Origin of the sequence: Kitasatospora griseola (assembly GCF_014648555.1) — a bacterium.
In the GTDB taxonomy this organism is placed as follows: Bacteria; Actinomycetota; Actinomycetes; order Streptomycetales; family Streptomycetaceae; genus Kitasatospora; species Kitasatospora griseola.
In genome coordinates this window covers 54,516-80,931 of record NZ_BMRI01000020.1, presented here as the reverse complement: position 1 = coordinate 80,931, position 26,416 = coordinate 54,516, and the positions used below count along the sequence as shown (strand labels likewise).

Below are 26,416 nucleotides of genomic sequence, written 5' to 3'. Positions count from 1 at the left end.
CGCGGCCAGGACCTCTGCGCCATCGGCCCCCCGCCGTCCCCGATCCCCTGCGAGGCACCCGTGTCCACCACCCTGATCGTCACCAACGACTTCCCGCCCCGGCAGGGCGGCATCGAGACCTTCGTCCACGAGATGGCCGTCCGGGTCCCCGGGAACGACGTGGTCGTCTACACCTCCGCCGAGCCCGGCGCGGAGGCGTACGACGCGACGCTCCCGTTCCCGGTGGTCCGTGACCGGTCGCGGATGCTGCTGCCGACGGGGCGGGTGACTCGGCGGGCGGTCGAGCTGGCCCGGGCGCACGGGTGCGACCGGGTGTGGTTCGGGGCGGCGGCGCCGCTCGCGGCGATGGCCCCGGCGTTGCGGCGCGGCGGCGTGCGGCGGCTGGTGGCCACCACGCACGGGCACGAGATCTGGTGGGCCCGGACGCCGGGGGCCCGCAGCCTGCTGCGTCGGATCGGCGCCCACTGCGACGTCGTCACGTACCTCGGCGAGTACACCCGGCGGCGGATCGCCCCCGCACTGGGCCCGGACGCGAGCCTGTCGCGGCTGGTGCCGGGGGTCGACCCGTCGCTCTTCCGCCCCTCGCCCGCCGCTCGTCGCGCGGTCCGCGCGCAGTTCGGCCTCGGGGACGCGCCCGTGGTGCTGTGCGTGGCCCGGCTGGTGCCGCGCAAGGGGCAGGACGCGCTGATCCGCGCGCTGCCCGCGATCCGCCGGCGGGTTCCGGGCACCGCCCTGCTGCTGGTCGGCCAGGGCCCGGACGAGGCCCGGCTGCGACGTCTGGCGGAGAGTCACGCGCCTGGCGCCGTCGTCTTCGCCGGCGGCCACCGGCACGCCGACACCGCCCCGTTCTACGCGGCGGCGGACGTCTTCGCGATGCCGTGCCGGACCCGCCGCGCGGGCCTGGAGGCGGAGGGCCTCGGCATCGTCTTCCTGGAGGCCTCGGCCGCCGAACTCCCGGTCGTCGCAGGCGACTCCGGCGGCGCCCCGGACGCCGTCCGGCCCGGCCGCACCGGCGCCGTGGTGAACGGCCGCGACCTCCCCGCCCTCGCCGACGCCGTCGCACGCTTCCTCGAAGACCCGTCCCGCGCGGGCGAGTTCGGCCGCGCATGGGTCCAGCAGCAGTGGTCGTGGGACGCCACCGCAGACCGGCTGAACGCCCTCCTCGCCGGGGAGGCACAGCCGGCGAGGGCCTGACCTCCGCCGATCGAAATCGTCGGGACGAATTGGCCGAAAGCGTCGACCGGACTGGACAACCGCCCCGGGGAAGCACGCACGGCCGTGCCGGTCGGAACCGGCACGGCCGTTCTTGACGATGCGTCAGTTCGCCGTGTCAGCGGGCGAAGTAGCTGTTCATGGTGCCGAAGTCGAGCGAGTCGCCCAGCTCCTCGTAGGTGCCCTTGGTCAGCGCCTCGACGGCCGCGCGCCGGGCGACCGTGTACGCCGACTGCGCGACGGCGGTGCCGAGGCTGACCCGGCGCACGCCCGCCGCCTCGAACTCGGCGACGGACGGGGCGCCCGGCCAGGCCATCACGTTGACCGGCAGGGCGGTCGCCTTCACCAGGACGGCCAGGGCGTCCAGGTCGACCAGGCCGGGCACGAAGAGGCTGTCCGCACCGGCCTCCGCGTAGGCGGCGGCACGGGCGATCACCTCGTCCAGGCGGCCCTCGGGCTCGCCGATGCCGAACAGGAACACATCGGTGCGCACGTTGATCACCAGCTCGGGCAGCCCGGCCGCCTCGGCCGCGGCGCGGGCCGCGCGCAGGCGCGCCGCCTGCTCCTGCACGTCGAACAGCGGCCCGCCGGGCGCGACCGAGTCCTCAAGGTTCACGCCCACCGCGCCGGCCTCGATCGCGGCCTCGACGGTCTTGGCGACGTCCTCCGGGGTCGGGCCGTAGCCGCCCTCGACGTCGGCCGTCACCGGGACGTCCACCGCGGCGGCGATCCGCCGGACCTGCTCGATCATCTCCTCCCGGGTCAGACCGTGTCCGTCGGTCCGGCCCCGCGACCAGGCCACGCCGCCGCTCGTCGTGGCAATGGCCTTCGCCCCGGCCGCCGCGATCACGGCCGCACTGCCCGCGTCCCATGCGTTGGGCAGGACCAGGACCCCTTCCGAGTGCAGCGCCCGCAACGACTCCGCCTTGGCCTGCTGCGCCTTCTCCACCACGCGAATCTCTCCTCAGTGCAACTGCTCTGACGCGGCGTCACATGATCGACCGCGTAGGAGAGTCATAGCAGCGCGGCCCGTCGCGGGCCCGGTCTTCCGGCCAGATTCGGTCATGACCTCGTCGACTGCGGGCCGGCGCCGCTCGGCGCTTCCGCGGTGCTGTTGCGATAGGCGAGGACCGCCAGGACCCGGCGGTTGCCCTCGGTGGGGTCGAGGTCGAGCTTCATGAAAATGTTGCCCGCGTGCTTGACCACCGACGCCTCGGTGACGGTGAGGCGGTGGGCGATGGTCTGGTTGTTGAAGCCCTCCGCCATCAGGGCGAGCACTTCGTGCTCCCGGGGCGTGAGGCGGCGCAGCGGGTCGTCGGCGGTGCGGTGGGCGAGCAGGATGCGGACCACCTCGGGGTCGATGACGGTCTGGCCGGAGGCGACGCGTTCGAGGGCGTCGGTGAAGTCGGCGACGTCCATCACCCGGTCCTTGAGCAGGTAGCCGAGGCCGCCCCGGTCGGCGGTGGCCGCTCCGAGCAGACGCGTCGCGTAGGCGGTGGCGACGTACTGGGAGAGCACCAGGACGGGCAGGCCGGGGTGCTGTTCGCGCAGGTACAGCGCGGCGCGCAGGCCCTCGTCGCGGTGCTCGGGGGGCATCCGGACGTCGGTGACGACCACGTCGGGGCGGTCCTCGTCGACGGCCCGGATCAGTTGTTCGGCGTCGCCGACGGAGGCGGTGACGCGGTGGCCGAGCCGGGTGAGCAGTTCGGCGAGGCCGGCCCGGAGCAGCACGGCGTCCTCGGCGATCACGATCCGGAGCACGGCACCTCCAGGTGCAGGCGGGTCGGCCCACCGGCGGGGCTGGTCACGGTCAGACGTCCTTTCAGGATCGCCACCCGGTCGGCCAGGCCCTGCAGGCCGGCGCCGGTGGCGGGGTCGGCGCCGCCGCGCCCGTTGTCGGTGACGGACAGCACCAGCGTGTCGCCGTCCAGCGCGCCGCGGACGGCGATCTCGTCGGCGCCGCTGTGCTTGGCGGCGTTGGTGAGGGCCTCGGTGACGGTGAAGTACGCGGCGCTCTCCACCGGCCCGGGCAGCCGTCGCGGCAGCTCCAGGTCGACCCGTACCGGCACCGGGTGACGGAGCGCCAACTCGGCGACCGCGGCGGGCAGTCCGTGGTCCGTGAGGACCTGCGGGTGGATGCCGCGCACCAGGGCGCGGAGCTGGTCGAGGGCGAGCCGTGCCTCGCCGCGGGCCCGGGTGACGAGTGCGGCGGCCGGGCCGTCCTGGCCGCGCAGTTCGAGTTCGGCCAGGCCCAGCGTCATGCCGAGGGCGACCAGCTGCTGCTGCGCGCCGTCGTGCAGGTCGCGTTCGATGCGGCGCCGTTCGGCCTCGAAGGCGTCCGCCAACCGGGCCCGGGAGCGGGTGAGTTCGACCACCTGCGCGCCGAGGTCCTGCTCCCGGACGGTCAACAGCAGCCGGGCGAGCCTGACTTGCGCGCCGGCCAGCAGCGCGCCGCTGTACGCCGCGACCACCAGCCCGAGCAGGCCGACGGCGCTCGCGGCGAGCCCGTCCGCCGGCCCCGAGACCGCCCGGCCGGGCACCAGCATCACGGTGTCCGGGCTCACCGCCCAGATGAACACCGGCGCGGCCACCAGCATCAGGCAGAAGGCGATGCCCGCCGCGAACACCAGGCCGACCGCGCTGAACAGGGTCGACAGCACGGCGGCGTACCCGAGTTCGCGCCAGGTCGCCCGCTCGCGCAGCCGGGTGCGGAGCCAGCGCCGGGCCGGCGTCCGGTGCGGATCGGCGAGTCGGACCGGCTCGACCAGGCGCAGGCGGCGGCGTTCCAGCGCCCCGACCGGCACCCCGAGCACGGCCGTCCCGGCCAGCACCGCCAGCCCGACCCCGACCGCCGACAGCGCGACGCCCACCAGCACCCCGACAACCAGCACCACCAGCGTCAGTGCCCCCTGCACCGCCCCGCCCACCAGCAGGGCCCAGACCCGCCACGGCCACCCGGACACCAGGAACCGCAGAGGCCGCCGCCGCACCGCCGCCCACACCGCGACGTCCATCCGCGCGCCTCCCCGTTGCCGTTCGCGCCCGACTCTACCCAGCCGGGCCCGGCGGGCCCTCAGACGACGAGCAGTGCGCCGCAGGTCTCGGTGAGAGTGGCGCGGGCGTCCGCCGGGATGTCGTGGTCGGTGATGAAGCAGTCGAGGTCGGTGAGGGCGGCGAAGCTGCTGAGGCCGACGATGCCCCACTTGGTGTGGTCGGCGACGGCGACGGTGCGGTGGGCGGAGGCGATCAGGGCGCGGTTGGTCTGGGCCTCGGCGAGGTTGGGGGTGGTGAGGCCGGCGTGTTCGCTGACGCCGTGGGCGCCGATGATCAGCAGGTCGACGTGCAGGGAGCGGATCGCCTGGTCGGCGAGCGGGCCGACCAGCGCGGCGGAGCGGGTGGGGGCGCCGCCGGTGAGCAGCAGGTCGGGGCCGTCCTCGCCGGGGTGGGTGCGCAGCAGTTCGGCGACGGGGAGGGAGTTGGTGACGACGGTCAGGCCGGGGACGTCGAGCAGGCGGGCGGCGACGGCGTAGGTGGTGGTGCCGGCCGAGATCGCGACCACGCTGCCGGGCTGGACCTGCGCGGCGGCGGCCTCGGCGAGCGCGGCCTTGGTGTCGGTCTCCAGGCCGGACTTGGCCTCGAAGGCGGGCTCCTCGGCGGCGGCGGTGCGGGCGACGGCCCCGCCGTGGACCTTGCGGACGGCGCCGGTGCGGGCGAGGGCGTCCAGGTCGCGGCGGACGGTCATGTCGGAGACCCCGAGCCGGTCGACCAGTTCGGCGACCTTGACGGCTCCGTGGCGGCGCACCTGGTCGAGGATCAGCGCCCGCCGCTGGGCGGCGAGCAGTACGCCGTCGGTCACTCGGTCCTCCACCGGGGTGTCTGGGGAGCCGTCAGCATAGTCGACCGACCGAACGCTGTTCGGCTCTGGTGCTGTGTGTTTGAATGTGTTGAGTATCCGTGAAGGATCTTCCCATGTCGTGATCGCCCGCTGGAGTAGCCCGATGACCACCGACGCCGCCGACGCCTTCGCCGCCGCCTACGGTGACGCCCCCGACGGCGTGTGGGCCGCGCCCGGCCGGATCAACGTGATCGGCGAACACACCGACTACAACGAAGGCTTCGTGCTGCCGGCGGCGCTCCCGCACACCACCCGGGTCGCGGCCCGCCGCCGCGCCGACGGCCGGATCCGGCTGATCAGCGCACAGGGCGACGGGAAGGTCACCGAGCTGGCCCTCGACGGGCTCGCGCCGGGCGCGGTCCCGGGCTGGGCCGCCTACCCGGCGGGCGTGTTCTGGGCGCTGGCGCAGGCCGGCCACCCGGTGGGCGGCGCGGACCTGGCGTTCACCTCGGACGTGCCGACCGGCGCGGGCCTGTCCTCCTCGGCGGCGCTGGAGTGCGCCACCGCGATCGCCCTGGACGAGCTGTACGGGCTCGGCCTGGACGCCCCGACCCGGGCGCTGCTCGCCCAGCGCGCCGAGAACGACTTCGTCGGCGTGCCGTGCGGCGCGCTCGACCAGATGGCGTCCAGCTGCTGCGTCGCCGGCCACGCCTTCTTCCTGGACACCCGGACGCTGACCGGCCGCCAGGTGCCGCTCGACCTGCCCGCCGTGGGCCTGTCGCTGCTGGTGATCGACACCCGGGTCAAGCACGACCTGGGCGACGGCGCGTACGCCGCGCTGCGGGCGGGCTGCGAGCGGGCCGCCGAACTGCTCGGGGTGCGGGCGCTGCGCGACATCGGCGTCGCGGAGCTGGCGGCGGCCGAGGAGAAGCTGCCGGCCGAACTGCGGCCGCTGCTGCGGCACGTGGTGACGGAGGACCAGCGGGTGCTGGACACCGTCCGGCTGCTGGACGCGGGCGAGCCGCGGGCGCTCGGCCCGGTGCTGACCGCCGGGCACGCCTCGCTGCGCGACGACTACCGGGTGTCCTGCCCGGAGACCGACCTGGCGGTGTCGGCGGCGAACGCGGCCGGCGCGCTGGGCGCCCGGATGATGGGCGGCGGCTTCGGCGGCTCGGTGCTGGCGCTGGTCGACACCGGCCGGCTGGCGGCCGTCGAGCAGGCCGTGCGCGCCGCGTTCGCGGCGGCCGGCTTCGGCGCGCCGCTGGTCTTCCCGGCCGTCCCCTCGCCGGGTGCGCACCGCATCGCGTAGGCACGGACAGCACGCGGGCACGGACAGCACGCCGGCACGAACGAAGCCCCGCCCGGGAACTTCCCTTCCCCGGGCGGGGCTTCGCGCTGCCGCGGCCGAGCCGCCGGAGCTCTACAGCTCGCGCAGCGTGCGGGCGGCGGTCTCGGGGCGGATGTCGTTCATGAACGCGCCCATGCCGGACTCGGTGCCGGCCAGGTACTTGAGCTTGCCGGCCGTCCGCCGGATGGTGAACAGCTCCAGGTGCAGGGCGAGTTCGGCCTCGGCGGGGCGCGGCGCCTGGTGCCAGGCGGCGATGTAGGGGGCCGGCTCGGGGAACAGCCGGTCGAAGCGGCGCAGCAGGTCGAGGTAGATCCGCGGGAACTCGGCGCGGGCCGGCTCGTCGAGCTCGGTGAGGTCGGCGACCCGCCGGTTGGGGTACAGGTGCACCTCGTACGGCCAGCGGGCGGCGAACGGGACGAACGCCGTCCAGTGCTCGCCGGCCAGCACCACCCGGGAGTCCGGGTCGCCGAGGGTCGCGCGTTCGGCGGCGAGGACGTCGTCGTACAGGTTGCGGCCGGTGGCCCGCCGGTGCTCGGCGACCTTGACGAGGGCCTGCGCGGTGCGCGGGGTGGTGAACGGCAGGGCGTAGATCTGGCCGTGCGGGTGGCCGAGGGTGACGCCGATGTCCGCGCCGCGGTTCTCGAAGCAGTACACCTGCCGGACGTCGGGGCGGGCGTGCAGTTCGGCGGTGCGGTCGGTCCAGGCGTCCAGCACCAGGCGGGCCTGCTGCTCCGTCAGGTCGCCGAAGGAGGCGCCGTGGTCCGGGGTGAAGCACACCACCTCGCACCGGCCGGTGCCGGGGGCGAGCGTGTACGGGCCGTCCGACCAGGGCGCGACGTGGTCGGCGGAGGAGCCGGCCAGCGACGGGAAGCGGTTCTCGAACACCGCCACCTGGTAGTCCGCGGCGGGCACTTCGCTGAGCCGGCCGTCCCGCGACGGGCACAGCGGGCACTCGTCGGCCGGCGGGTGGTAGGTGCGGCCCTGCCGGTGCGCGGCGATGGTGACCGCGTCGCCGGTGAACGGGTCGACCCGGACCTCGGAGACGCCGGCCACCGGGCTCAGCGGGCGGGCGTCGACCGCGTCGCGCACGACGGGCTCGGCGTCGTAGTAGATCAGTTCCCGGCCGTCGGCCAGCTTGGTCACCGTCTTGTGCACGGCGGCGCTCCCTCGATGTTCGACCATCACATCAAACATTTTCGAACATGAAGCACCGCAATGCAACAACCGGGAGCGCAGAAACGCCCGGGGACGTGAACCGGCTCACGTCCCCGGGCGTTCTGTACTGCGTCTTCTTCGGTGCTACTTCTTCTTCGGCGCCGGCTTGTCCTTGATCCGCTGGGCTTCCTTGCGGACCTCGGCCTGGATGGTGCGCTCGCGCTGCAGCCAGTCCGGGTTCTCGTCGCGGAGGGCGTTGATCTGCTCGGTGGTGAGGGCCTCGCTGACGCCGGCCCGGTTCAGGCCGGTGACGGAGATGCCGAGGCGGGAGGCGACCACCTGGCGCGGGTGCGGGCCGTTGCGGCGCAGGTCGGCGAGCCACTGCGGCGGGGTGGCCTGCATGGCGTTGAGCTCGTCGCGGGTGACGACGCCCGCCTGGAACTCGGCGGGGGTCGCCGCCAGGTAGATCCCCAGCTTCTTTGCCGCGGTCGCGGGCTTCATGGTCTGGGAGCTCTTGGGCTTGGGCGTAGTCATGCGACAAGGGTATAGGGAGTGCGCACCTGCCCAGGTCACGGTGGGTAGCCTGGGGGGTGTGACCGAGATCGAGCAGCCCTCCGCCCCCTTCCGCCTGGTGTACGTGCCCGGGGTGACCCCGACCAAGTGGCTGCGGGTGTGGGGTGAGCGGCTGCCCGACGTCCCGCTGGAACTGGTGCAGTCCACCCCCGTGGACGGGCACGCCCTGCTGCTGTCGGGCGGCGCGGACGCCGGCCTGGTGCGGCTGCCGGTGGACCGGACGGTGCTGAGCGCGATCCCGCTGTACACCGAGACCACCGTGGTGGTGTTCCCGAAGGACCACTGGCTGGCCGCCGCCGAGGAGGTCGGTGTCGCGGACCTCGCCGAGGAGATCGTCTTCCACCCGCAGGACGACGTGCTGGAGTGGCCGGACGGCCTCCCGGGCCGCCCCGCGTTCGAGCGGCCGGCCACCACCGGCGACGCGATCGAGCTGGTCGCCGCCAACGTCGGCGTACTGGCCGTCCCGCAGTCGCTGGCCCGGCTGCACCACCGGCGCGACCTGACCTACCGCACCCTCTCCGACGTCCCGCAGTCGCAGATCGCGCTGGCCTGGCCGGAGGAGGCGACCACCGACCTGGTCGAGGAGTTCATCGGCATCGTCCGCGGCCGCACCGCGAACAGCTCCCGCGGCCGGGCCGCCACCGAGCCGGCGAAGAAGCAGCCCGCCGCGAAGAAGGCCTCCGCCAAGGCCGCCAAGTCCCAGTCCCAGCCGGGCGCCCGGCAGCAGAAGCCGCGCCCGGGCCAGCGCGCCGCCGCCACCCGCCAGGGCCAGGCCAAGAAGGGTCGCAAGCGCTGACGCCTGTCCTGGCCCCTGCCGGCCGACGCACCGTCAGCCCGGTTTCCGTTCGTGTTCCCGCAGGTGGCGCGGTATGGCCCCGATGATGGTCGGCGGGCATCCTTGCCGTACCGACCGAGGAGAGAAGCCACCATGGTGCACGCACGGGCCGGGCAGCCGGCGCAGCCGCAGGACCTGATCGACGTCGCCCGCCTGGTGACGGCCTACTACACGCTGCATCCGGACCCGGCGGTGGTCGGTGAGCGGGTGGCGTTCGGGACGTCCGGCCACCGGGGCTCCTCGGTGCGGACGGCGTTCAACGAGGACCACATCGCGGCGACGGCGCAGGCGATCTGCGACTACCGGGCCGAGCAGGGCACCACGGGGCCGCTGTTCCTCGGCATCGACACCCACGCGCTGTCCGAGCCGGCCCGGGCGACCACGCTGGAGGTGCTGGCGGCGAACGGCGTCACGGTGCTGCTCGACACCGCGGACGGCTACACCCCGACGCCCGCCGTCTCGCACGCCGTCCTCGCCCACAACCGCACCCTTCCGGCGGCGCTCGCGGACGGCATCGTGGTGACCCCCTCGCACAACCCGCCCGCCGACGGCGGGTTCAAGTACAACCCGCCGCACGGCGGCCCCGCGGACTCGGCGGCCACCGGCTGGATCGAGCGCCGCGCCAACGAGTTGCTGGCCGGCGGGTCGAAGGAGGTCCGCCGGATCCCGTACGCGCGGGCGCTGGCGGCCGACACCACCGGCCGGTACGACTTCCTGGGCGCGTACGTGGACGACCTGCCGGCCGTCGTCGATCTCGCCGCGGTGCGCGAGGCGGGGGTGCGGATCGGCGCGGACCCGCTGGGCGGGGCGTCCGTCGCGTACTGGGGCCGGATCGCCGAGACGCACCGGCTGGACCTGACGGTGGTCAACCCGCTGACCGATCCGACCTGGCGGTTCATGACGCTGGACTGGGACGGGAAGATCCGGATGGACTGCTCCTCCCCGTACGCGATGGCCTCGCTGATCGACCGGCGGAACGACTTCACGCTGGCCACCGGGAACGACGCGGACGCCGACCGGCACGGCATCGTGACGCCCGACGGCGGGCTGATGAACCCCAACCACTACCTGTCGGTGGCCATCGACCACCTGTTCCGGCACCGCGAGGGCTGGCCGGCGGCGGCCGCGGTCGGCAAGACCCTGGTGTCCTCCTCGATGATCGACCGGGTGGCGGGCGCGCTCGGCCGGGAGCTGCTCGAAGTCCCGGTCGGCTTCAAGTGGTTCGTGGACGGGCTGCTGAACGGGACGGTGGCGTTCGGCGGCGAGGAGTCCGCCGGGGCGTCGTTCCTGCGCCGCGACGGCTCGCCGTGGAGCACCGACAAGGACGGCATCCTGCTGGCCCTGCTGGCCTCCGAGATCACCGCCGTCACCGGCCGCACCCCCTCCGAGCACTACCGCGACCTGACGGCCCGGCACGGCGACCCGGTCTACGCCCGGGTGGACGCCCCCGCCGACCGCGACCAGAAGGCCGCGCTGGCCGCGCTCGACGCCTCCCGGGTCACCGCCGACACGCTGGCCGGCGAGCCGATCACCGCCGTCCTGACCCACGCCCCGGGCAACGGCGCGGCGATCGGCGGCCTGAAGGTCTGCACCGAGAACGCCTGGTTCGCGGCCCGCCCGTCCGGCACCGAGGACGTGTACAAGATCTACGCGGAGAGCTTCCACGGCGCCGAGCACCTGGCGCAGGTCCAGGACGAGGCCCGCGCCCTGGTGGGCGAGGTGCTGGCGAAGGCCTGACGGACGGACGGCCCGCCGGGAGTGTCCCCGGCGGGCCGTCGGTGTGCCGGTGCGGCGTCAGTGCTGGCGGCGCAGGTGGGTGTGCAGGTCGTCGAGGACCTCGGCGGCCTGCGGTTCGCCGATCTCGCGGCACCAGGCGATGGCGGCCTCCAGCCGGGTCAGCGCGTCCTGGGTGCGGTCGAGGCGGTTGCCCTCGACCAGGGCGGCGTAGCGGATGGACTCGGCGCGGGCCAGGTGGCCCTCGGGGCCGAGGGCGCCGAACGCGGCGATCGCCAGTTCCATCTCGGCGAGCGCCTCCTCGGGGCGCCCGAGGCCGACCAGGGTGCGGCCGCGGGTGTCGTGCAGGGTGCCGTCGGGGCTGCCGCTGCCGAGTTCCAGGCCCTCGCGCCGGGCGTGCTCCACCACCTCGGCGGCCTCGTCGAGCCGGGCGAGGGCCGCGTCCCGGGCGTCGGGGCCGAGCGTGTCGGCGGTGACCCGGGCGAGGCGCAGCAGCATGTCGAAGGCGGCGTCGGCGTGCGGGGCGGCACGGTGGCTGTCCAGGGCGCGCTGCCGGGCCAGGTCCGCGGCGGGCCACTGGCCGGCGCGGGCCAGCGCGACGGCTGCCTCGCAGGCGACCGCGGTGTGCACCTGGCCGTCCTCCCAGCCCGCGGCAAGGTCCGCGACGTGCAGGAACTCCTCGGCGGCGGCCCGGTGTTCGTCGAGCTCGCGCAGGGTGCGGGCGAGGTCGAGCCGGATCTGCGCCTGCTCGCGGACGTCGAGCGCGGCGAAGCCCGGCTCCAGTCGGACGGCCTCCAGGACGGCGGCGGCGTCGGCGAACCGGCCGGTCTCGGCCAGTGTCTGGCCGAGGCGGCCGCGGGCGGAGGCGGCCTCGTCGGCCTCCCCGGCGTGGTCGAAGCGGGCGGCGGCCTCGGTGAACGCGCGGGCGGCGGAGTCGTGTTCGCCGCGGGCGAGGTGGACCCGGGCCAGCAGCATCTGCACCCGGGCGGGGACGGCGCTGCGGTCGCCGTACTGGGCGGCGACCTTCAGCCCGCGCTGGGCGAGCTCCTCGGCGCGGCCGAACTCCTCCTGCTGCAGAGCGAATTCGCCCTGCCAGCCGTGGACGGCGACCAGCTTCCAGGGGATCTCGGCGGCCTCGATCCGGCGCTCGGCCTGCTCGATCAGCTCGACGGCGGCCTCCTTGCGGCCGGTCAGGAAGTAGGCGCGGGCGAGGAGTTGGTGCGCGTTGACCTCGGTCGGCGCGTCGTCCTGCCGGACGGCTTCCGCGCACAGGCGGGCGATGGCGGCCTCGGTGCGGGTGAGGTCGCGCCCGTCGAGGTCGTCGCCCAAGCGCCGCCGGCTCTCCGGCACGTCCTGGCGGATGGCGAGCACGGCCTTGGCGTGCAGCACGGTGAGCAGGGCGTCGCCGGCCCGGGGGGCCTCGGCCTCGACCAGCTCGCGGACCTGCTGCTCGTACGCGTCGAGTTCCGCCGTCTGATCGGTGACGGCATCGGCGGCGACGTCGGCCTCGCCGCCGGTGTCGGCGTCGGTGTCGGTGTCCTGCTCGGGCAGGACCAGGGCCAGCGCGCGGCAGCCGATCGCCTGGGCGGCCCGGCCGACCTGCTGGTAGAGCTCGGCGGCCTCGGTCAGGTGGGCGGCCAGTTCGCGGTCGGGCAGGCCGTCGCGGCGGGCGCGCTGTTCGGCGAGTTCGGCGCGCAGCAGGTCGAGCGGCCCGAGCTCGGGGTCGTCGGGGTGCCGGTAGCCGTCGGCGGTGGCGAGGGCCTCGATGCGCCGCCACAGGGCGACCGCCTCGGGGTGCCGCAGGTCGTGCAACTCGCGGGCGCGGAGCACCAGTTCGGCGACGCTCTCGGATCCGGCCGGAGCGGCGGGCTGCGCTGCCGCCGCCGGGGCGGGCGCGGGGGTGGCGGCGCGCAGGCCGAGGGCGAGCGGTTCGGCGAACAGCGGGGTGCGGGCCAGGCGTTCGCGCCGGGCGTCGCCGACGGCGGTGGTGCCGTTGCGGTCGTCGAAGCGGGCGGCGAGCGCGTCGCCCTCGGTGCGCAGTTCGGCGAGCAGGGCGTCGGCGGTCCAGCTGGTGCCGGGCGGGCCGGCCACCGGGAGGTCGCCGTGGCCGGTGGCGGCGAGGCGGGCGAGCAGCTGCTGGGTGCCGGTGAGGAAGTGCAGGCGGGCGAGCGGGTCGCCGTGCTGCCCGAACAGGTCGCGGTTGTCGGCGAGGATCTCCAGGCCGCGCGGTTCGTTGCCGGTGAGCGCGCAGAACTCGAGGTGCAGGCCGATCTCCTCGGCGGCCCGGGAGCGGCCGCGGGCCCACCGGTAGCCGGTGAGGTGGAACGAGCGGGCGTCGTCGACCCGGTCGGACCGCAGCAGCGGCAGCAGCGCGTGGGCGCGGCTGACGTGCGGCTCCTCGGCGCACGAGTGCCTGCCGTCGAACACCGACTGCCAGACGCCGAGCGCCCGCCGGTCGTCGCCGAGGCGGACGAAGTGCCGGGCCTGCGCGCGCAGTTCGCACGCCTGGCAGTCGCTGAACGAGGAGCGGCGCCGGCCGGCCCACAGGTCGAAGGCCTGCTCGACGTCCTGGCCGGTGAGCGCGGCGAGGTGGTACTGCTCGCCGTAGTAGGGCTGGAGGTCGTGGCCGGCCGTGCGGTAGTGCTCGCGCAGTTCGCCGTGCCAGCGGCGGACCGCCTCCAGCGGGACGTCGGGGACGCTGCGCAGGGCGTGCGCGACCCACTTGTAGCGCCAGTCGGTGGCGCGCTGCGCCCAGCCGTCGAAGGCGTCGGGGTGCTTCTTGCGCAGGGTGACGATCCGGGCGAACACCACCGGGAGCTTGCGCCGTTCGGCGTCGTTCTCGTACGCCTCCATCAGGTCGAGGAGGGCGTAGGCGAGCAGCTCGGGTTCGTCGAACTGCTCGGCTGCGTCGACGAGTTCCTCGGCGGTGACGGTGCGCTGCCGGCCGTGCGGCTGTTCGTCGTTGGCGCGCAGGGCGGCGCGGACGGCGTCGATGGTGTCGAGCATCACGGCTCCCGGTGCGGCGTGGTGGGCTCGTGGCCGAGCATGGCGTGGTCGAGCAGGGCGAGGAACGAGCGGTTGAGCAGCGCGGATTCGCTGGCCTTGAGCGGGCGCCGGGTGAGCAGCAGGGCCTGGCCGTACAGCGCTTCCACGGTGGTGGTGGCGAGTTCGGGGTGCCGGATCGCGGCCGCGCGCCGGACGAGCGGGTTGAGGTGGTTCAGGACGAGCTGGGCGCGCGGCGCGGAGCTGCCCAGCGAGCCGAGGATGTCGGCCCACAACCCGTCGGCCTGGTCGGCGAGTTGGGTGCGGGTGCGCTCGTGCCGGGCTTCCCGGTCGTCGAGCAGCAGGGCGGGGGCGCTGCTGGGGTGGAAGGTGCGCAGCGCGACGTCGCAGTCGAACCGGCCGAGGACTTCGCGGGCGGCGGCGAGGAACGCGGCGGCGGCGAGTTCGGTGGCCGGGTCGACGTTGTCGAGGTGCGCGGTGACGGTGGCCGGGTCGAGGTCGGCGACGGTGGTGCCGGTGCGGATCTCGGGCAACCGGTGCACCAGGTCGCGGTCGTAGGTGTAGCCGCCGTTGACCACGCCGAGGCCGGCCGCGCCGGCGATCGGGGCGACCTGGCGGAACTCCTCGACGGTGCGGGTGACCAGGATGACGGGGTGGGCGCGGGCGAACTCGTCGAGGGTGACGTTGCCGTCGGTGGTCTCGAACGGCAGCCAGGGCAGCAGCATCTTCAGCAGCTGGTCGTCATGCCGGGCCAGCGACTTGACGGCCAGGTGGTGGACGGCGAGGAAGCGGTGCAGCAGCCCCGGGTCGCTGGCGGACAGGCCGGTCAGCCAGTCGCGGATCCGCAGCCCGAGCGCCTCGCGGACGGCGGCGAGGGTCTCGTCGGCGTACAGCGCCTCGCGGGAGGCGGTGGGGCGCAGCCGTTCCGCGTCGACCACGCAGCGCACGAAGAACGCCCATTCGGGGAGCAGTTCGTCGGCCTGGTCGGAGAGCAGCATGCCCTTGAGGTGGACCCGGTGCCCGGCGCGGCGGGACGGCGGGACGGCTTCGGGCAGCACGTAGGCGACGCCGCTGAGGCCGACCAGCGGCAGGTCGAGGTCGATGGTGTCGAGCGGGGTGAAGTCGAAGGTGTCGCGGCAGTGCGCGGTGAGCGCCTCGCGGCGGGCGGCCGGGTTGTCGTACCGACGGGCCCAGGGCGCGGGGGTCTGGTTGATCTGCGTGCTGCGGCCGGCCGCGTCGACCACCGTCACCCGGTGGCGCAGCAGGCTGCCGTAGTGCCGGGCGAGTTCGGTGACCCGCCCGGTGGAGGTCCACTCCTCGGCGTCGGCGCGCGGGGTGAGGGTGACGGTGGTGCCGGGCTCGCGGCGGGCGGAGGCGGGCAGCGTGGTGATGGTGTACCGGCCGTCGGAGCGGCCGCGCCACTCGATCACCGGGGCGTCGGGGGTGCGGGCGGAGCGGGTGCGGACGGTGATCTCGTCGGCGACCACGAAGCAGGCCAGCAGGCCGATGCCGAACTGGCCGATGAACTCGGCGCGGGCGTCCGCCAGTTGGCCGGCGTCCAGGGCGCCGTCCGGGGTGCGCTTGGAGCTGCGGCCGATGGTGGCGAGGAAGGTGTGCACGTCGGCCTCGGTGAGGCCGACGCCGGTGTCGGCGACCGAGAACTCGTCGCCGGCGGTGACGGTGATCGCGGCCGGCGCGGCCGGATCCAGCTGCTGCCGGGCGGTGATCGCGTCGACCGCGTTCTGCAGCAGTTCGCGCAGGTAGACCCGCGGGCTGGAGTACAGGTGGTGGGAGAGCAGGTCGACCAGTCCGCGCAGGTCCACCTGGAAGGTGTGCGCGCTGGAGTCGTTCGGGGTCACCGGGCGGGTCCTTCGCTTCGGGGTTCGGTGCGGGTCACTTGGCGGCGGCGGCGCTGCGGGTGAAGGCGGCGACCGGGTCGCCGAGGTACGCCCACGGGGACTTGGTGACGCGGCCGTCGAGCTCGGTGAACACCCGGCTCGCGGCCCGGTTCTCGCCGCACAGCGCGAACGCCATGGCGAAGGCGTTGTGCGCGCCGATCCAGGTCCGGTCGCGGACGAAGTCCGGGTGCCAGATGGAGCGTTCGGCGGCCTCGTGCAGCGAGTGGGCGACGCCGGCGCTGCGCATGTAGCGGCCGTCCTCGCCGTTGTCGAGGTCCAGCCAGTGTTCGAGGTGCGCGTACGCGACGAGTTCGCCGATCCGGCTGCCTTCGGGGGCGGCGAGCATCGAGGTGCGGGCGAAGGAGTGCATCTGCTCGTGCGAGCCGCCCCATTTGGCGCACTTCTGCTGCAGCCGCTGCCGGTAGGACGACGGGTGGTGCGGGAGGCGGCGGACGGCGGCCTCGAAGCGGCGGGTCGCGATCTCCTCGGGGACGGAGACGCCGCGCCCGGTGATCTGCAGGAAGTACCAGGGGCCGAGCCAGTCCGGCTCCCGTTCGGCGACCTCGAACAGCTGCTCCTCGGCGCGTTCCAGCCGCGCTCCGAACACCTGCCACTGGTCGGCGCCGACGTCCTTGGCGCGGGCTCCGCTGCGCGCCTCCCAGCCCCAGACCAGCTGCCGGGCGCCGGAGACCAGCAGCGCGAGGGTGTCCTCGGGGTCCTGCTCGACGGCGCGGCCGATCCACTCCTCGCTGCCGGGCAGGTCGGTGACGACGTCGATCATGGTGACCAGGTCGGCCTGGTCGCGGGCCTGCGCCAGGACGGCCCGGACACCCGGCCAGTCGCCGGCCGCGCCGCGCTCCCGCAGCCGCGTCAGCTCCGGGTCGCCGTAGGCCGGGTCGAGCACCGGCCCGACCTTGGCCCGCCGCCGTGTCAGCCTGTCGAACAGCCCCATCCCCATGGTCCCCTTGTGCCGAGCCGATCTGCGGGGGCCGCCGCACGGCCGCCCCGGACGGAGATTCCTATCACGTCCGTGCGACAGGTGTGCGAATCATTTCGCGGGCCGGTCACCGGGGCGGCCGGGGGCGGTTCAGCCCCGGCCGCTGATCCGGTCGGCGAGGCCGGCCAGCGGGGAGGTGGCGGCGTGCTCGTGCCGGTCGGCGTGCCGGTAGGCGGCGTACAGCCCGTGCACGCCGAGCCAGCGCAACGGTTCGGGCTCCCAGCGGCGGACCCGGTGGCCGACCCAGGGCAGCTCGGTGAGTTCGGTCCGCTCCCCCTTGCCGAGGTGGCGCAGCGTCAGGTCGCGCAGGGTGCGGCCGGCCAGGTTGGAGGTGGCGACGCCGCTGCCGACGTAGCCGCCCGCGAAGCCGAGCCCGGTGGCGGGGTCGAGGTCGACGGCGGCGCACCAGTCGCGGGGGACGCCGAGCACGCCGGACCAGGCGTGGTCGATCCTGGCGTCGGCCGCCGCGGGGAACATCTTCCGCAGGATCTCCCGGAGTTGGGCCACCGTGCCGTCGGGGGTGGCGCCGTCCTGGTCGATCCGCGAGCCGTACCGGTACGGGTAGCCGCGGCCGCCGAGCGCGATCCGGTCGTCGGCGGTGCGCTGCGCGTACATGTAGGCGTGCGCCTCGTCGCCGAGCACCTCGCGGCCCTCCCAGCCGATCGCGTCCCACACCTCGGCGGGCAGCGGCTCGGTGGCGATCATCGAGGAGTTCATCGGCAGCCAACTGCGCTTCTGGCCGGCCAGGTTGGCGGTGAAGCCCTCGGTGCAGCGGAGCACCGCCCGCGCCTTGACGCTGCCGTGTGCGGTACCGACCCGGCCGGGCGCGATCGTGGTGACGGGCGTCGACTCGTGGATCCGCACCCCCGACCGCTCGGCTGCCGCGGCCAGCCCGACCACCAGCTTGGCGGGGTGCACCCGCGCCCCGTTCGGCGTCCAGGTCGCCCCCAACACGCCCGGCACGTAGAGCCGTTCGGCGGCCTGCTCGGCGCTCAGCAGGTGCACCTCGTCCGCGCCGAACGCCTGCTCGTGCGTGAACCTGTCCTTCAGCCGCGACAGTTGGGCGGGCGTCCGGGCGAGCTCCAGCACTCCGCCGCGGTGCGCGTCGCAGTCGATGCCCTCGGCCTCGGCCGCCCGCAGGGCCTCCGACACCGTTTCGTTCATGGCGAGTTGGAGCCGCCGCGCGGCGTCCTCCCCGTGCAGCCGGGCGTAGCGTCCCCGCCCGGCGATGCCGTTGTACAGCCACCCGCCGTTGCGCCCCGAGGCCCCGTACCCGCAGAACTCGCTCTCCAGCACCACGACTTCGAGCTCGGGCGCGGCCTGCTTCAGGTAGTACGCGGTCCACAGTCCGGTGTATCCGCCGCCCACCACGCAGACGTCGGCCTCGATGTCGCCCGCCAGTGCCGGCCGCCGCTCGGGCAGCCCGGTGGCCGCGTACCAGAAGGAGATGCCGCCGTTGACGGTGGTCATGTGCTGTCCTGCTTCCGCCGGTGTGGAGAGCTCGATGCGTGCTGGGACGGTAGTCGGGCCACCGCGGGCCCGGCAACGGACACCGTGTCAGATCGCCTGCCCGCGGGCTGACACGGTGTCCGGGTCGGGCCGCCTGCCCACGGGCCGACCCGGTGTCCGGCCGCCTCACTCGGCGGTGAAGACCTCCTGCCCGCCGACGTAGGTGCGCAGCACCCGGGTGTCGGCGATCTCCTCGACGGGGGCGGCGAACGGGTCGCGGTCGAGCACGACCAGGTCGGCGAGGTAACCGGGGCGCAGGATGCCGGTGTCGTCGAGGCGGTTGAGGTGGGCGGTGCCGGCGGTGTAGGCGGCGAGCGCGGTGGCCAGGTCGAGGCGCTGCTCGGGGAGGAAGACCGGGGTGGCCGGGTCGGCGCCGGGTTCGCGGCGGTTGACGGCGACGTGCAGGCCCTCGATCGGGACGGGGCTGGAGACCGGCCAGTCGCTGCCCGCGGCGAGGGTGGCGCCGGCCCGCAGCAGGTCGCCGAACGGGTACTGCCAGGCGGCGCGTTCGGGGCCGAGGAACGGGATGGTGAGCTCGTCCATCTGCGGCTCGTGGGCGGCCCACAGCGGCTGGATGTTGGCGATCGCGCCGAGCGCGGCGAACCGCGGCACGTCCTCGGGGTGGACGAGTTGCAGGTGGGCGAGGTGGTGGCGGTTGCCGCGGCGGCCGTTGGCGGCGAGTGCGGCCTCGACGGCGTCCAGCGCCTCGCGGACGGCGCGGTCGCCGAGGGCGTGGAAGTGCACCTGGAAGTCGAGCGCGTCCAGTGCGGTGACGTGCTCGCGCAGCGCGAGCGGGTCGACGAAGCTGAGGCCGCTGTTGCCGGTGGCGCAGCCGCAGCCGTCCAGGTAGGGGCTGGTGAGGGCGGCGGTGAAGTTCTCCGCGATGCCGTCCTGCATGATCTTGACCGCGCCCGCCCGGAACCGTCCGTGGCTCAACTTCTCGCGGCGGGCGACGAGTTCGGGGATCTGCTCGGCGCCGCGCTCGCGGTCCCACCAGAGCGCGCCGACCACCCGGGCGGTCAGCGTGCCGTCCTGCGCGGCGGTCAGGTAGGCGTCGGACGGGTCGGGGTTGCCGCCGAACTGGCCGAGCAGTGCGTCCTGCCAGGCGGTGATGCCCAGCGAGTGCAGCATCCGCTGGGCGCCGAGCAGGCCGGCCAGCCGGTCGGCGGCGGTGCTGGCGGGGGCGTGCTTGCCGACCAGGCCGACGGCGCCCTCCTGGAGCATGCCGCTGGGGGTGCCGTCGGGCTCGCGCTCGATCCGGCCGTCGGCGGGGTCGGGGGTGTCGCGGGTGAGCCCGGCGGCCTCCAGGGCGCGGGTGTTGGCCCAGGCGCCGTGGTGGTCGCGGTTGGCGAGCAGCACCGGCCGGTCGGGCACCACCCGGTCGAGCAGCTGCCGGGTGGGCAGGCCGCCGTCGAAGCTCTCCAACGACCAGCCCCCGCCGGTGATCCACTCCTTCTCGGGGTGCGCGGCCGCGTACTCGCCGACCAGCCGCAGGTAGTCGTCCACGCCGACGGTGCCGGTGAGGTCGCAGGAGGCCATCTCCATGCCGCCGTAGACGGCGTGCACGTGCGCGTCCTGGAAGCCGGCGATCAGCAACTTGCCGTGCAGGTCGACGACTTCGGTGCCGGGGCCGATCAGCTCCCGGACCTCGTCGTGGCCGACGGCGGTGATCCGCCCGCCGGTGACGGCCAGCGCGGTGGCCCGGGTTCGGGCGGCGTCCCCGGTGTGGATCGGGCCTCCGGTGAAGACCAGGTCGGCACGGGTCATGGTGGAACCTCGAACTTTCTTTGCGATCAGACGGATTGGGCGCCGTCGAAGTACGGCGAGCGGCGGCCCCAGCGCGACCAGGCGCCGGCCAGCAGTCCGGAGCCGATCATCAGGACCGGCACCGAGAGCTCGAACCAGCCGTTGTCGGCGGCGAGTTCGAAGTGGTCGGTGGAGGAGTAGAAGGTCCAGGCGAGGTAGCCGCCGACCAGCAGCAGCGCCACGCCGCCGAGCAGCGGCGCGACCACCGCCGTCAGCCCCTCCCTGAGGTTCTCGCGCAGCAGGTGCCGGAAGCGCACGGCGGAGGCGATCGCCACCAGCGCGTAGTACAGCGCCACCACGATGCCGATGGCGTTGACGGTCGCCGAGATCAGCTCGGTGACGGTCGGGATGACCAGCGAGACCGCGGCCAGCGCCAGCGCGATGCCGGTGATCAGCCAGGTGCCGGTGGCCGGGGTGCGGTAGCGCGGGTGCAGCCGGGTCCACACCGGGCCGAGGGTGCCGTCGCGGCCCATCGCGTAGGTGCCGCGCGCGGTCGGGATCACCGCGGCCTGCAGCGAGGCCGCCGCGGAGAACATCAGCGCCACCAACGGCAGTGCGGCCAGCGGCTGGTGGGCGAGCCGCTCGGCGAAGTACGCCAGGCCGGTCGCTCCGTTGTCGGCCAACTCGTCGATCGGCAGCACCCGTTGGAACGCGGTGCCGGCGAACAGGAACAGGCCGAGCATCAGCAGCAGCGACAGGAAACCGCCGCGGGAGGCGTCCTTCGGGTCGTGCACCTCCTCGCCGACGCTGAACACCGACTCGAAGCCCCAGTAGCAGAACACCGCCAGCACCATGCCCTGGGCGAGCGCGCTGAGCGACGGGATCTCGAACGGGTTGTACCAGGACAGGCTGAACGGCTGGTCGCCGGCGAACAGCCCGTACCCGCAGAACGCGATCAGCACCGCGTACTCGAAGATCAGCAGCCACTTCTGCAGCGCCGCCGCCAGGTCCAGTCCGCGCACCGCGACCACGGTGGCGGTCAGCAGCACCAGCATGCCGATCAGTGTGCACTGGACGCTGGAGTCGGGGTCCAGCGCCACGCCCGGCAGCTCGTGCAGCCCGGCCTTCCCGACCAGCTGGATGATCGCCGAGCCGGTGACGGTGGTGGTGTAGGCCATGAAGACGATCGTGCTGAGGATGTTCACCCAGCCGGTCAGGAAGCCCAGCCACGGGCTGAGCGTCCGGCCCACCCAGCGGTACGAGCTGCCGGCGTCAGGCTCGACCCGGTTGAGCCGGCCGTAGCCGCAGGCGATGCCCAGCACCGGCAGGAACGCCAGCAGCATGATCGCCGGCAGGTGCAGTCCGACCACGCCCGCCATCAGGCCCAGGCCGATGCCGATCGAGGTGGTGGCCGCGGTACTGGACGCGGCGATCACCACCACTGCGCCGACGCCGAGCGACTTGCGCATCGCCTCGGGAGCAGCGCCGTCGGGGACGGGGCCGCTGTCCTTGATCGTCGTCGCCAAGGGATCACCGCCGATTCTCTCGTGGGGGAACGCCCGCTCGGCGGGCGCGAGTTGGGGGTGCGCCGGCAGCGACAGCAGCGGGCGCGGGCAGTGCGGGGACGGGCCGCAGACGGGCGGCGCGCCGGGGTGGGGGCACCGGCGGAAGGGCCGGTGGCACGCCATGAAACCCGTGAGCCGCTTCACACGTCAATGCTGTTGTCATAAGCTCGGGCCATGACCGAACGAGCCGCGGACCGAGCCGCCGACCTCGCCGCCGACCGGGTCGTCCCGGAGGCCGCGCGCCGCCGCCGGCGCCCCACCAAGCAGGGCACCGTGCTCTCCCAGCAGGTCATCGTCGACACCGCGCTGCGCCTGGTCGGCCAGCACGGCGCGCAGGCGTTCAGCGTCCGCCGCCTCGGCGCGGCGCTCGGCGCCGACCCGAGCGCGATCTACCGCTACTTCCACAGCACGGACGACCTGCTGCTCGCCGTCGCCGACGAACTCATCGGCCTCGGCCTGCACGGCTGGCAGCCCACCGGCGACTGGCGCGCCGACCTGCGCGAGGTCGGCCTGCGCATCCACGCCCACTCGCTGGCCCACCCGCAGGCCGCCGTCCTCGCCGTGTACCGCACCACCGGCCGCGCCAACGAGATCCGCGCCATCGAGACCATGCTCGGCATCCTGCGGGACGCGGGCTTCCCCGACCCGGACGCCGTCAGCCTCTACCACGCCTTCATCGACCAGGCCCTCGGCTTCGCCGTCCTCGACTCCGCGGCCCTCGCCCTCCCCGCCCCCGCCCAGCACGCCGACCTCGCCGTCTGGGACACCGCCTACCGCACCCTCTCCCCCGACACCCACCCGCACATCGCCGCCACCACCCACCTGCTCGCCGCCGACATGCGCCGCAGCGCCTACCCGCTCGCCCTCGACCTCCTCCTCACCGCCGTCGCCGCCCGTCTCCCCGCCCCGGAGTGATCACCACCGTGCCTGGAATCCCCTCCCCCGACCCTGACTTCGCGGTCACCGCGATATACGTCCTCCCCGATGACGCCTGGCACCTGGAGCTCGACCACCTCCCCAGTGGCGGCATCACCGTGCTGGCAGGCATCGTTCCCGACGAGGACCCGGAGCGGGAGCCGTCGGTGTGGGCCGGAGGCATCGACCCGTGCATCCACATCCCGGTGCCGGTGCTGCGCTGGTTCCTGGAGCTCGTCGACGCGCAGATCGCCGCCTCCCGGGCCTGGATGCAGCTGCGCCCCGAACTCGTGGTCACGATCAAGGAGTTGATCGACGAGTACCGCGGCGCCATCGACGACGACGAGTACGCCGTCCTGCTGGCGCGCCTGCGGGCCGAGCTGCCCCCGGCCGATGTCGCCGAGGTGGTCCGGAGCGCGTTCCGCCGGGAGTACGACCTCACCTGACCGCCCGGCGCGCCGCCGTCGGCCGGGGCGGTGACGGGCCGTAAGGTCGGTGCGGGTTTCCGAGGCTCGGAGGGCGGCGCGATGCGGATCTGGATCACCTCGGTGTTCGTCGAGGACCAGGAGAAAGCGCTGCGCTTCTACACCGAGGTGCTCGGCTTCGTGAAGAAGCACGACGTCCCGCTCGGCGGCGGGGCCCGGTGGCTGACGGTGGTGTCGGCGGAGCAGCCGACGGGCACCGAGCTGCTGCTCGAACCGTCCGGGCACCCGGCCGTCCCGCCGTACCAGGCGGCGCTGGTCGCGGACGGCATCCCGGCGGTGTCGTTCTCGGTGGACGACGTGCAGGCCGAGTACGAGCGGCTGCACGCGCTCGGGGTGGAGTTCACCCAGGAACCGACCCGGATGGGGCCGGTGACGATGGCGGTGTTCGACGACACTTGCGGCAATCTGGTGCAGATCGTCCGCCCCGCGCTCTGATCGGGGCGGGCCGCGCCACGCCCCACCCCTTCGATGACGAACATTTGGTTGTCGACCGCTCTCCGGTCATGGAGAATGGCGGGCTGCAGTTGGTCTATACCTCTCGCCCGTTTGCCCCCTTTCACAGGAGAGCCAAGTTGGCCCGTAGACCGCGCCCGCTCGACCCCGCCGACGGGCCGCTGCAGGCCTTCGCCCACGGCCTGCGCGAACTCCGGGAGTCCGCCGGCAACCCCACCTACCGGTCCCTGGCCCGCATCGCCGGCTTCAGCGCCACCACCCTGAGCGACGCCGCCGCCGGCCTGCGCCGCCCCAGCCTGGAAGTCACGCTCGCCTTCGTCGGCGCCTGCCGGGGTGACGAGGACGACTGGCGTCGCCGCTGGCACCGGCTGGAGGCCGAGCTCACGGACGCCCGGCGCAGCACCGACGACGGCGAACTCGCCACCCCCGCACGGGAGTCCGCCGAGCCACCGACCGAGGCCCCGGCCGACCCGGCCGACTCCTTACCGTCCGAGACGCTCACCGCGGTCGTTCCCGACCTCGCGCAGCCGGCCCCGCCACGGCCGTGGCGGGGAAGGTTCGCACTGGCCGCCGGAGTGGTGACGGCGCTGGTGGGAAGCCTGCTCGCGCTCCACCTCTCCACCGAGGACCTGAACCAGCTGGCCCAGATCCCGCCGGGATGTCCGAAACTCCCCGACGCCAAGGGCGGCTTCACCGGCCGGACGTACACCGACACCACCCGGGTCCGGGACGCGCCCTCGCTGGGCGGGCAGGTGCTCCAGGAGCTGCCGGCCGGCTGCCGGTTGCGGTTCTCCGGCTACTGCCTGGGCGACGTGGTGATCGACGCCACCGGCAACTCACCGGACGTGCGCTGGTTCGAGCTGGGCAACGGCTACATCTCCTCCGCGGTCGTCCACGGCAACCCGCCGCCCGGACTGCCGCCCACCGACTGCCCCGGCGGGCACCCCGGTCCGTCCGACCTGGCGCTCACCGCCCGCCCCTCCGCGACCGACCCGTCCGGTGTCGAACTCTCGACCACCGGACGCCAGTTGGGTGTCGTCGGGTTCGCCGCCTACTACCAGGAGCGCGGCGCCGACCGGCCACGCTGGCACCAGCTCGCGATGACCACCGCCAAGCAGGAGTTCCGCACCACCTGGCAACCCGGCACCGCCGACGGCGAGCAGGCGGAGATCCCGGTGCTGGCCGCCGCCTGCCTCGGCGGACAGGCCCCGACCGACACCTCGGACGCCCTGCTGCTCGATCCCGGAAAGATCGGCCGACCGGACGCCCTCACCGGCGACGCCCTCCGGGCCGCCCGCGCCGAGGCCTGCCGCTACCCGATCAATGGCTGACCCTGCCGCCGGGGACCGCCGCCCGCGGGCCCCGGCGTCCACGGCGTCCACGGCGTCCACGGCGTCCACGGCCCGAACGTCCGTCAGCCGCCCAGCACTTCGGCGGCGCTGCGGACCTGGGTCTCCAGGCCGGCCTTGACCTGCGCCATCCCGGCCGGATCCGCGTCCAGCACTTCCTGCTGGTAGGCGAAGTCGACGCTGTACCAGATCCCGACCACGTTGGTCCGGTGCCGGCAGTCGGCGTCCGCGCCCGCCACCTTCAGCTCGCGCTCGCCGGGCTCCGGGGTGCGGTTCCACTCGGGGTCGGACATCGCGGCGATCGGGTCGGCGTACCCGGTGACGCCGCGCTCCTTCATGCACGCCGCCCACTGCGCGAACGCGGCCTGGGTGCGCGGGTGCTCCCGCGCGGCGTCCAGGGTGCGGAACTTCGTGTCGCCCATGCTCTGCGGGTCGCCGATCAGCCCGTCCGGGGTGCCGGTCAGCCGGCGGTTGGCCTGGCCCACGCAGCCGTGCTCGGGCACCTTGTGCCCGTTGATGATCTGCCCGCCCGGCCCGAAGTGGACCTTCAGCTGGTCGGACCCGGTCGCGGCCACCCTGACCTCGGGGGACTGCTCCGGCATCTTCGCGTTGGCACGGTCGGCGGGCACGCCGCCCTCCGGATGGTAGCCCCAGCGGGCCGACAGCTGCGCGTCCTGCCGCCCGTACCGGCCGTCGATCCGGCTGGTCGGGGCGTCCGGGTCGCGCAGGTCCTTGGGCGCCGGGGGGTAGCGGAAGTCCAGGCCGAGCCCGGCCATGCAGCCGTCGATCAGCTTCGCCTGCGCCTGCTGCACGGAGGCGAGCTGCGCCGGATTGAGCAGGTAGCCGTCCAGCGGCAGCGGCAGTGCGTTGGCCGAGTCGGTCACGGGGGCGACGCCCACCGTGGGCATCGGCAGCGGCGACTGGCTCGCCTTCTCGACGGGCTCCGGGGCGGCGGTTGCGCCCGCGCAGCCGGCAGTCAGCAGCAGCGGCAGGACGAGCAGGCCGGAGATGCGGCGCGGACGGCGGGGACGGCTCGGGCGGCGGGGCACGGGCGGGTACTCCTCGAAGTCGGGGCGGCACGGCGGCCGCGGGCCGGGCCGACCGGCCGACGCGGAGCCGCGGCTCCCGGACCGCGCGAACGGTCGGAAGCCGCAGCTCTACTGATGGGAACTCAGCCGACGGTGAGCGTCGACCTAGTTGAAGGAACCCGAGGCGTTGTTGTTCTTCAGCGAGCCGTTCAGGTCCGTCACGGGGGCGTAGCCCGAGATGGTCTGGCAGGCGTAGGAGCAGTTGTAGCCGCTGTTGTAGTACACGACGAAGTTGCCGCCGTACCAGCTGTCGATGGCCGCGGCGCCGTTCTTCACCGCGGCACCCGCGCCGGCGCTGCCGTTCAGGCCGGACGAGAAGGTGTAGCCCGAGTAGTCGGAGATGTTGCCGGTCTGCTTGAAGTAGGCGCCGTAGCCGTACGAAGAGGAGTTGTAGTACAGGCAGACGGCGTGCGAGTTGCCCTGGCAGTCGGCGCTGAAGGCCGAGGCGTCGCCGGCGGACGCCAGGCCGAAGCCGGCGACCGTGGTGGCGATGCCCGCGGCGGCGATGAGCTTGCGAAGACGCATCTCGTGGTCCTTCCTCAACAGCGGTGCCGGAACATCCGACACCGGAGTGGTGGCGGGTCCCCCGAGTGCTCGGCGGCCCCGCGAATCCCATCCTTCGTCAGGCCCGTGGCACGTCCGTTGCTCCCGTGTGGCGTCCGGGAACCGGCTCCCACCTGCGGGTCCTGCTGTCCGGTTGACCGGAATTGATTGAC

General features: G+C 74.2%; 22 protein-coding genes. 8 read left to right on the top strand and 14 right to left on the bottom strand.

Annotated features, from left to right (window positions below; all coding sequences use genetic code 11):
- Positions 1-60 precede the first annotated feature (60 nt).
- Complete coding sequence (locus IEZ12_RS23815; protein WP_189274506.1) at positions 61-1,194, top strand: glycosyltransferase family 4 protein; 1,134 nt, start codon at positions 61-63, stop codon at positions 1,192-1,194.
- A gap of 136 nt (positions 1,195-1,330) precedes the next feature.
- Here the strand turns inward: IEZ12_RS23815 and IEZ12_RS23810 are convergent, their stop codons facing one another.
- From IEZ12_RS23810 to IEZ12_RS23795, 4 genes are all read right to left on the bottom strand, one after another.
- Complete coding sequence (locus IEZ12_RS23810) at positions 1,331-2,161, bottom strand: isocitrate lyase/PEP mutase family protein (RefSeq protein ID WP_189274562.1); 831 nt, start codon at positions 2,159-2,161, stop codon at positions 1,331-1,333.
- 113 nt (positions 2,162-2,274) lie between these two features.
- Entirely contained in the window at positions 2,275-2,973 is a 699-nt protein-coding gene (locus tag IEZ12_RS23805) for a response regulator transcription factor (RefSeq protein ID WP_189274504.1), read from the bottom strand.
- Positions 2,958-4,226, bottom strand: a complete 1,269-nt coding sequence (locus tag IEZ12_RS23800) for a sensor histidine kinase (RefSeq protein WP_189274502.1) — start codon at positions 4,224-4,226, stop codon at positions 2,958-2,960. The genes IEZ12_RS23805 and IEZ12_RS23800 overlap by 16 nt, the downstream gene beginning before the upstream one ends.
- A gap of 59 nt (positions 4,227-4,285) precedes the next feature.
- Positions 4,286-5,068 (bottom strand): DeoR/GlpR family DNA-binding transcription regulator, encoded by a 783-nt coding sequence (locus IEZ12_RS23795; protein ID WP_043910838.1) that lies wholly within the window; start codon positions 5,066-5,068, stop codon positions 4,286-4,288.
- Between the two features lie 142 nt (positions 5,069-5,210).
- On the opposite strand from IEZ12_RS23795, the gene galK reads away from it, so the two are divergent.
- Positions 5,211-6,356 carry a galactokinase gene (gene galK / locus IEZ12_RS23790; RefSeq protein WP_189274500.1) on the top strand — a complete coding sequence of 382 codons (1,146 nt, stop codon included), beginning with the start codon at positions 5,211-5,213 and terminating at the stop codon, positions 6,354-6,356.
- Between the two features lie 111 nt (positions 6,357-6,467).
- Here galK and galT read toward each other — a convergent pair whose 3' ends face one another.
- On the bottom strand, positions 6,468-7,550 hold the full coding sequence (gene galT / locus IEZ12_RS23785) for a galactose-1-phosphate uridylyltransferase (RefSeq protein WP_189274499.1): 1,083 nt from the start codon (positions 7,548-7,550) through the stop codon (positions 6,468-6,470).
- Between the two features lie 144 nt (positions 7,551-7,694).
- Positions 7,695-8,084 (bottom strand): DUF5997 family protein, encoded by a 390-nt coding sequence (locus IEZ12_RS23780; protein WP_043910834.1) that lies wholly within the window; start codon positions 8,082-8,084, stop codon positions 7,695-7,697.
- A gap of 58 nt (positions 8,085-8,142) precedes the next feature.
- Between IEZ12_RS23780 and IEZ12_RS23775 the strand changes: the two genes are divergently transcribed.
- Positions 8,143-8,919: a LysR family substrate-binding domain-containing protein gene (locus IEZ12_RS23775; protein ID WP_189274497.1), complete on the top strand. Its 777-nt coding sequence runs from the start codon at positions 8,143-8,145 to the stop codon at positions 8,917-8,919.
- 132 nt (positions 8,920-9,051) lie between these two features.
- Complete coding sequence (gene pgm, locus IEZ12_RS23770; RefSeq protein ID WP_189274495.1) at positions 9,052-10,695, top strand: phosphoglucomutase (alpha-D-glucose-1,6-bisphosphate-dependent); 1,644 nt, start codon at positions 9,052-9,054, stop codon at positions 10,693-10,695.
- A gap of 57 nt (positions 10,696-10,752) precedes the next feature.
- Here pgm and IEZ12_RS23765 read toward each other — a convergent pair whose 3' ends face one another.
- From IEZ12_RS23765 to IEZ12_RS23740, 6 genes are all read right to left on the bottom strand, one after another.
- A complete protein-coding gene (locus IEZ12_RS23765) occupies positions 10,753-13,698 on the bottom strand; it encodes a tetratricopeptide repeat protein (protein WP_189274493.1) in 2,946 nt (981 codons plus the stop codon).
- Positions 13,698-15,554: an HSP90 family protein gene (locus IEZ12_RS23760; protein WP_189274491.1), complete on the bottom strand. Its 1,857-nt coding sequence runs from the start codon at positions 15,552-15,554 to the stop codon at positions 13,698-13,700. The genes IEZ12_RS23765 and IEZ12_RS23760 overlap by 1 nt, the downstream gene beginning before the upstream one ends.
- A gap of 34 nt (positions 15,555-15,588) precedes the next feature.
- Positions 15,589-16,545, bottom strand: a complete 957-nt coding sequence (locus IEZ12_RS23755) for a hypothetical protein (RefSeq protein ID WP_189274489.1) — start codon at positions 16,543-16,545, stop codon at positions 15,589-15,591.
- Between the two features lie 135 nt (positions 16,546-16,680).
- The gene (locus IEZ12_RS23750) at positions 16,681-18,060 is read right to left on the bottom strand and encodes an NAD(P)/FAD-dependent oxidoreductase (protein WP_189274487.1); all 1,380 of its coding nucleotides are present in this window, start codon (positions 18,058-18,060) and stop codon (positions 16,681-16,683) included.
- 165 nt (positions 18,061-18,225) lie between these two features.
- A complete protein-coding gene (locus IEZ12_RS23745; protein ID WP_189274485.1) occupies positions 18,226-19,866 on the bottom strand; it encodes an amidohydrolase in 1,641 nt (546 codons plus the stop codon).
- Between the two features lie 26 nt (positions 19,867-19,892).
- Positions 19,893-21,314 carry an APC family permease gene (locus IEZ12_RS23740; RefSeq protein WP_189274560.1) on the bottom strand — a complete coding sequence of 474 codons (1,422 nt, stop codon included), beginning with the start codon at positions 21,312-21,314 and terminating at the stop codon, positions 19,893-19,895.
- 270 nt (positions 21,315-21,584) lie between these two features.
- Between IEZ12_RS23740 and IEZ12_RS23735 the strand changes: the two genes are divergently transcribed.
- The 4 genes from IEZ12_RS23735 to IEZ12_RS23720 all read left to right on the top strand — a co-directional run bounded on the left by IEZ12_RS23735 (position 21,585) and on the right by IEZ12_RS23720 (position 24,594).
- Positions 21,585-22,325 carry a TetR/AcrR family transcriptional regulator gene (locus IEZ12_RS23735; protein ID WP_189274482.1) on the top strand — a complete coding sequence of 247 codons (741 nt, stop codon included), beginning with the start codon at positions 21,585-21,587 and terminating at the stop codon, positions 22,323-22,325.
- Between the two features lie 8 nt (positions 22,326-22,333).
- Positions 22,334-22,771 carry a hypothetical protein gene (locus tag IEZ12_RS23730; RefSeq protein WP_229847875.1) on the top strand — a complete coding sequence of 146 codons (438 nt, stop codon included), beginning with the start codon at positions 22,334-22,336 and terminating at the stop codon, positions 22,769-22,771.
- Positions 22,772-22,852: 81 nt separating this feature from the next.
- Positions 22,853-23,245, top strand: a complete 393-nt coding sequence (locus IEZ12_RS23725; RefSeq protein WP_043910817.1) for a VOC family protein — start codon at positions 22,853-22,855, stop codon at positions 23,243-23,245.
- A 137-nt stretch (positions 23,246-23,382) separates the two neighbouring features.
- Positions 23,383-24,594, top strand: coding sequence for a helix-turn-helix domain-containing protein (locus IEZ12_RS23720; protein ID WP_189274480.1), 1,212 nt, complete (start codon positions 23,383-23,385; stop codon positions 24,592-24,594).
- Positions 24,595-24,677: 83 nt separating this feature from the next.
- Here IEZ12_RS23720 and IEZ12_RS23715 read toward each other — a convergent pair whose 3' ends face one another.
- Together IEZ12_RS23715 and IEZ12_RS23710 are read right to left on the bottom strand one after the other, a co-directional pair.
- Positions 24,678-25,661 carry a hypothetical protein gene (locus IEZ12_RS23715; protein WP_189274478.1) on the bottom strand — a complete coding sequence of 328 codons (984 nt, stop codon included), beginning with the start codon at positions 25,659-25,661 and terminating at the stop codon, positions 24,678-24,680.
- A gap of 144 nt (positions 25,662-25,805) precedes the next feature.
- Positions 25,806-26,225: a hypothetical protein gene (locus tag IEZ12_RS23710; RefSeq protein WP_189274476.1), complete on the bottom strand. Its 420-nt coding sequence runs from the start codon at positions 26,223-26,225 to the stop codon at positions 25,806-25,808.
- Positions 26,226-26,416 lie beyond the last annotated feature (191 nt).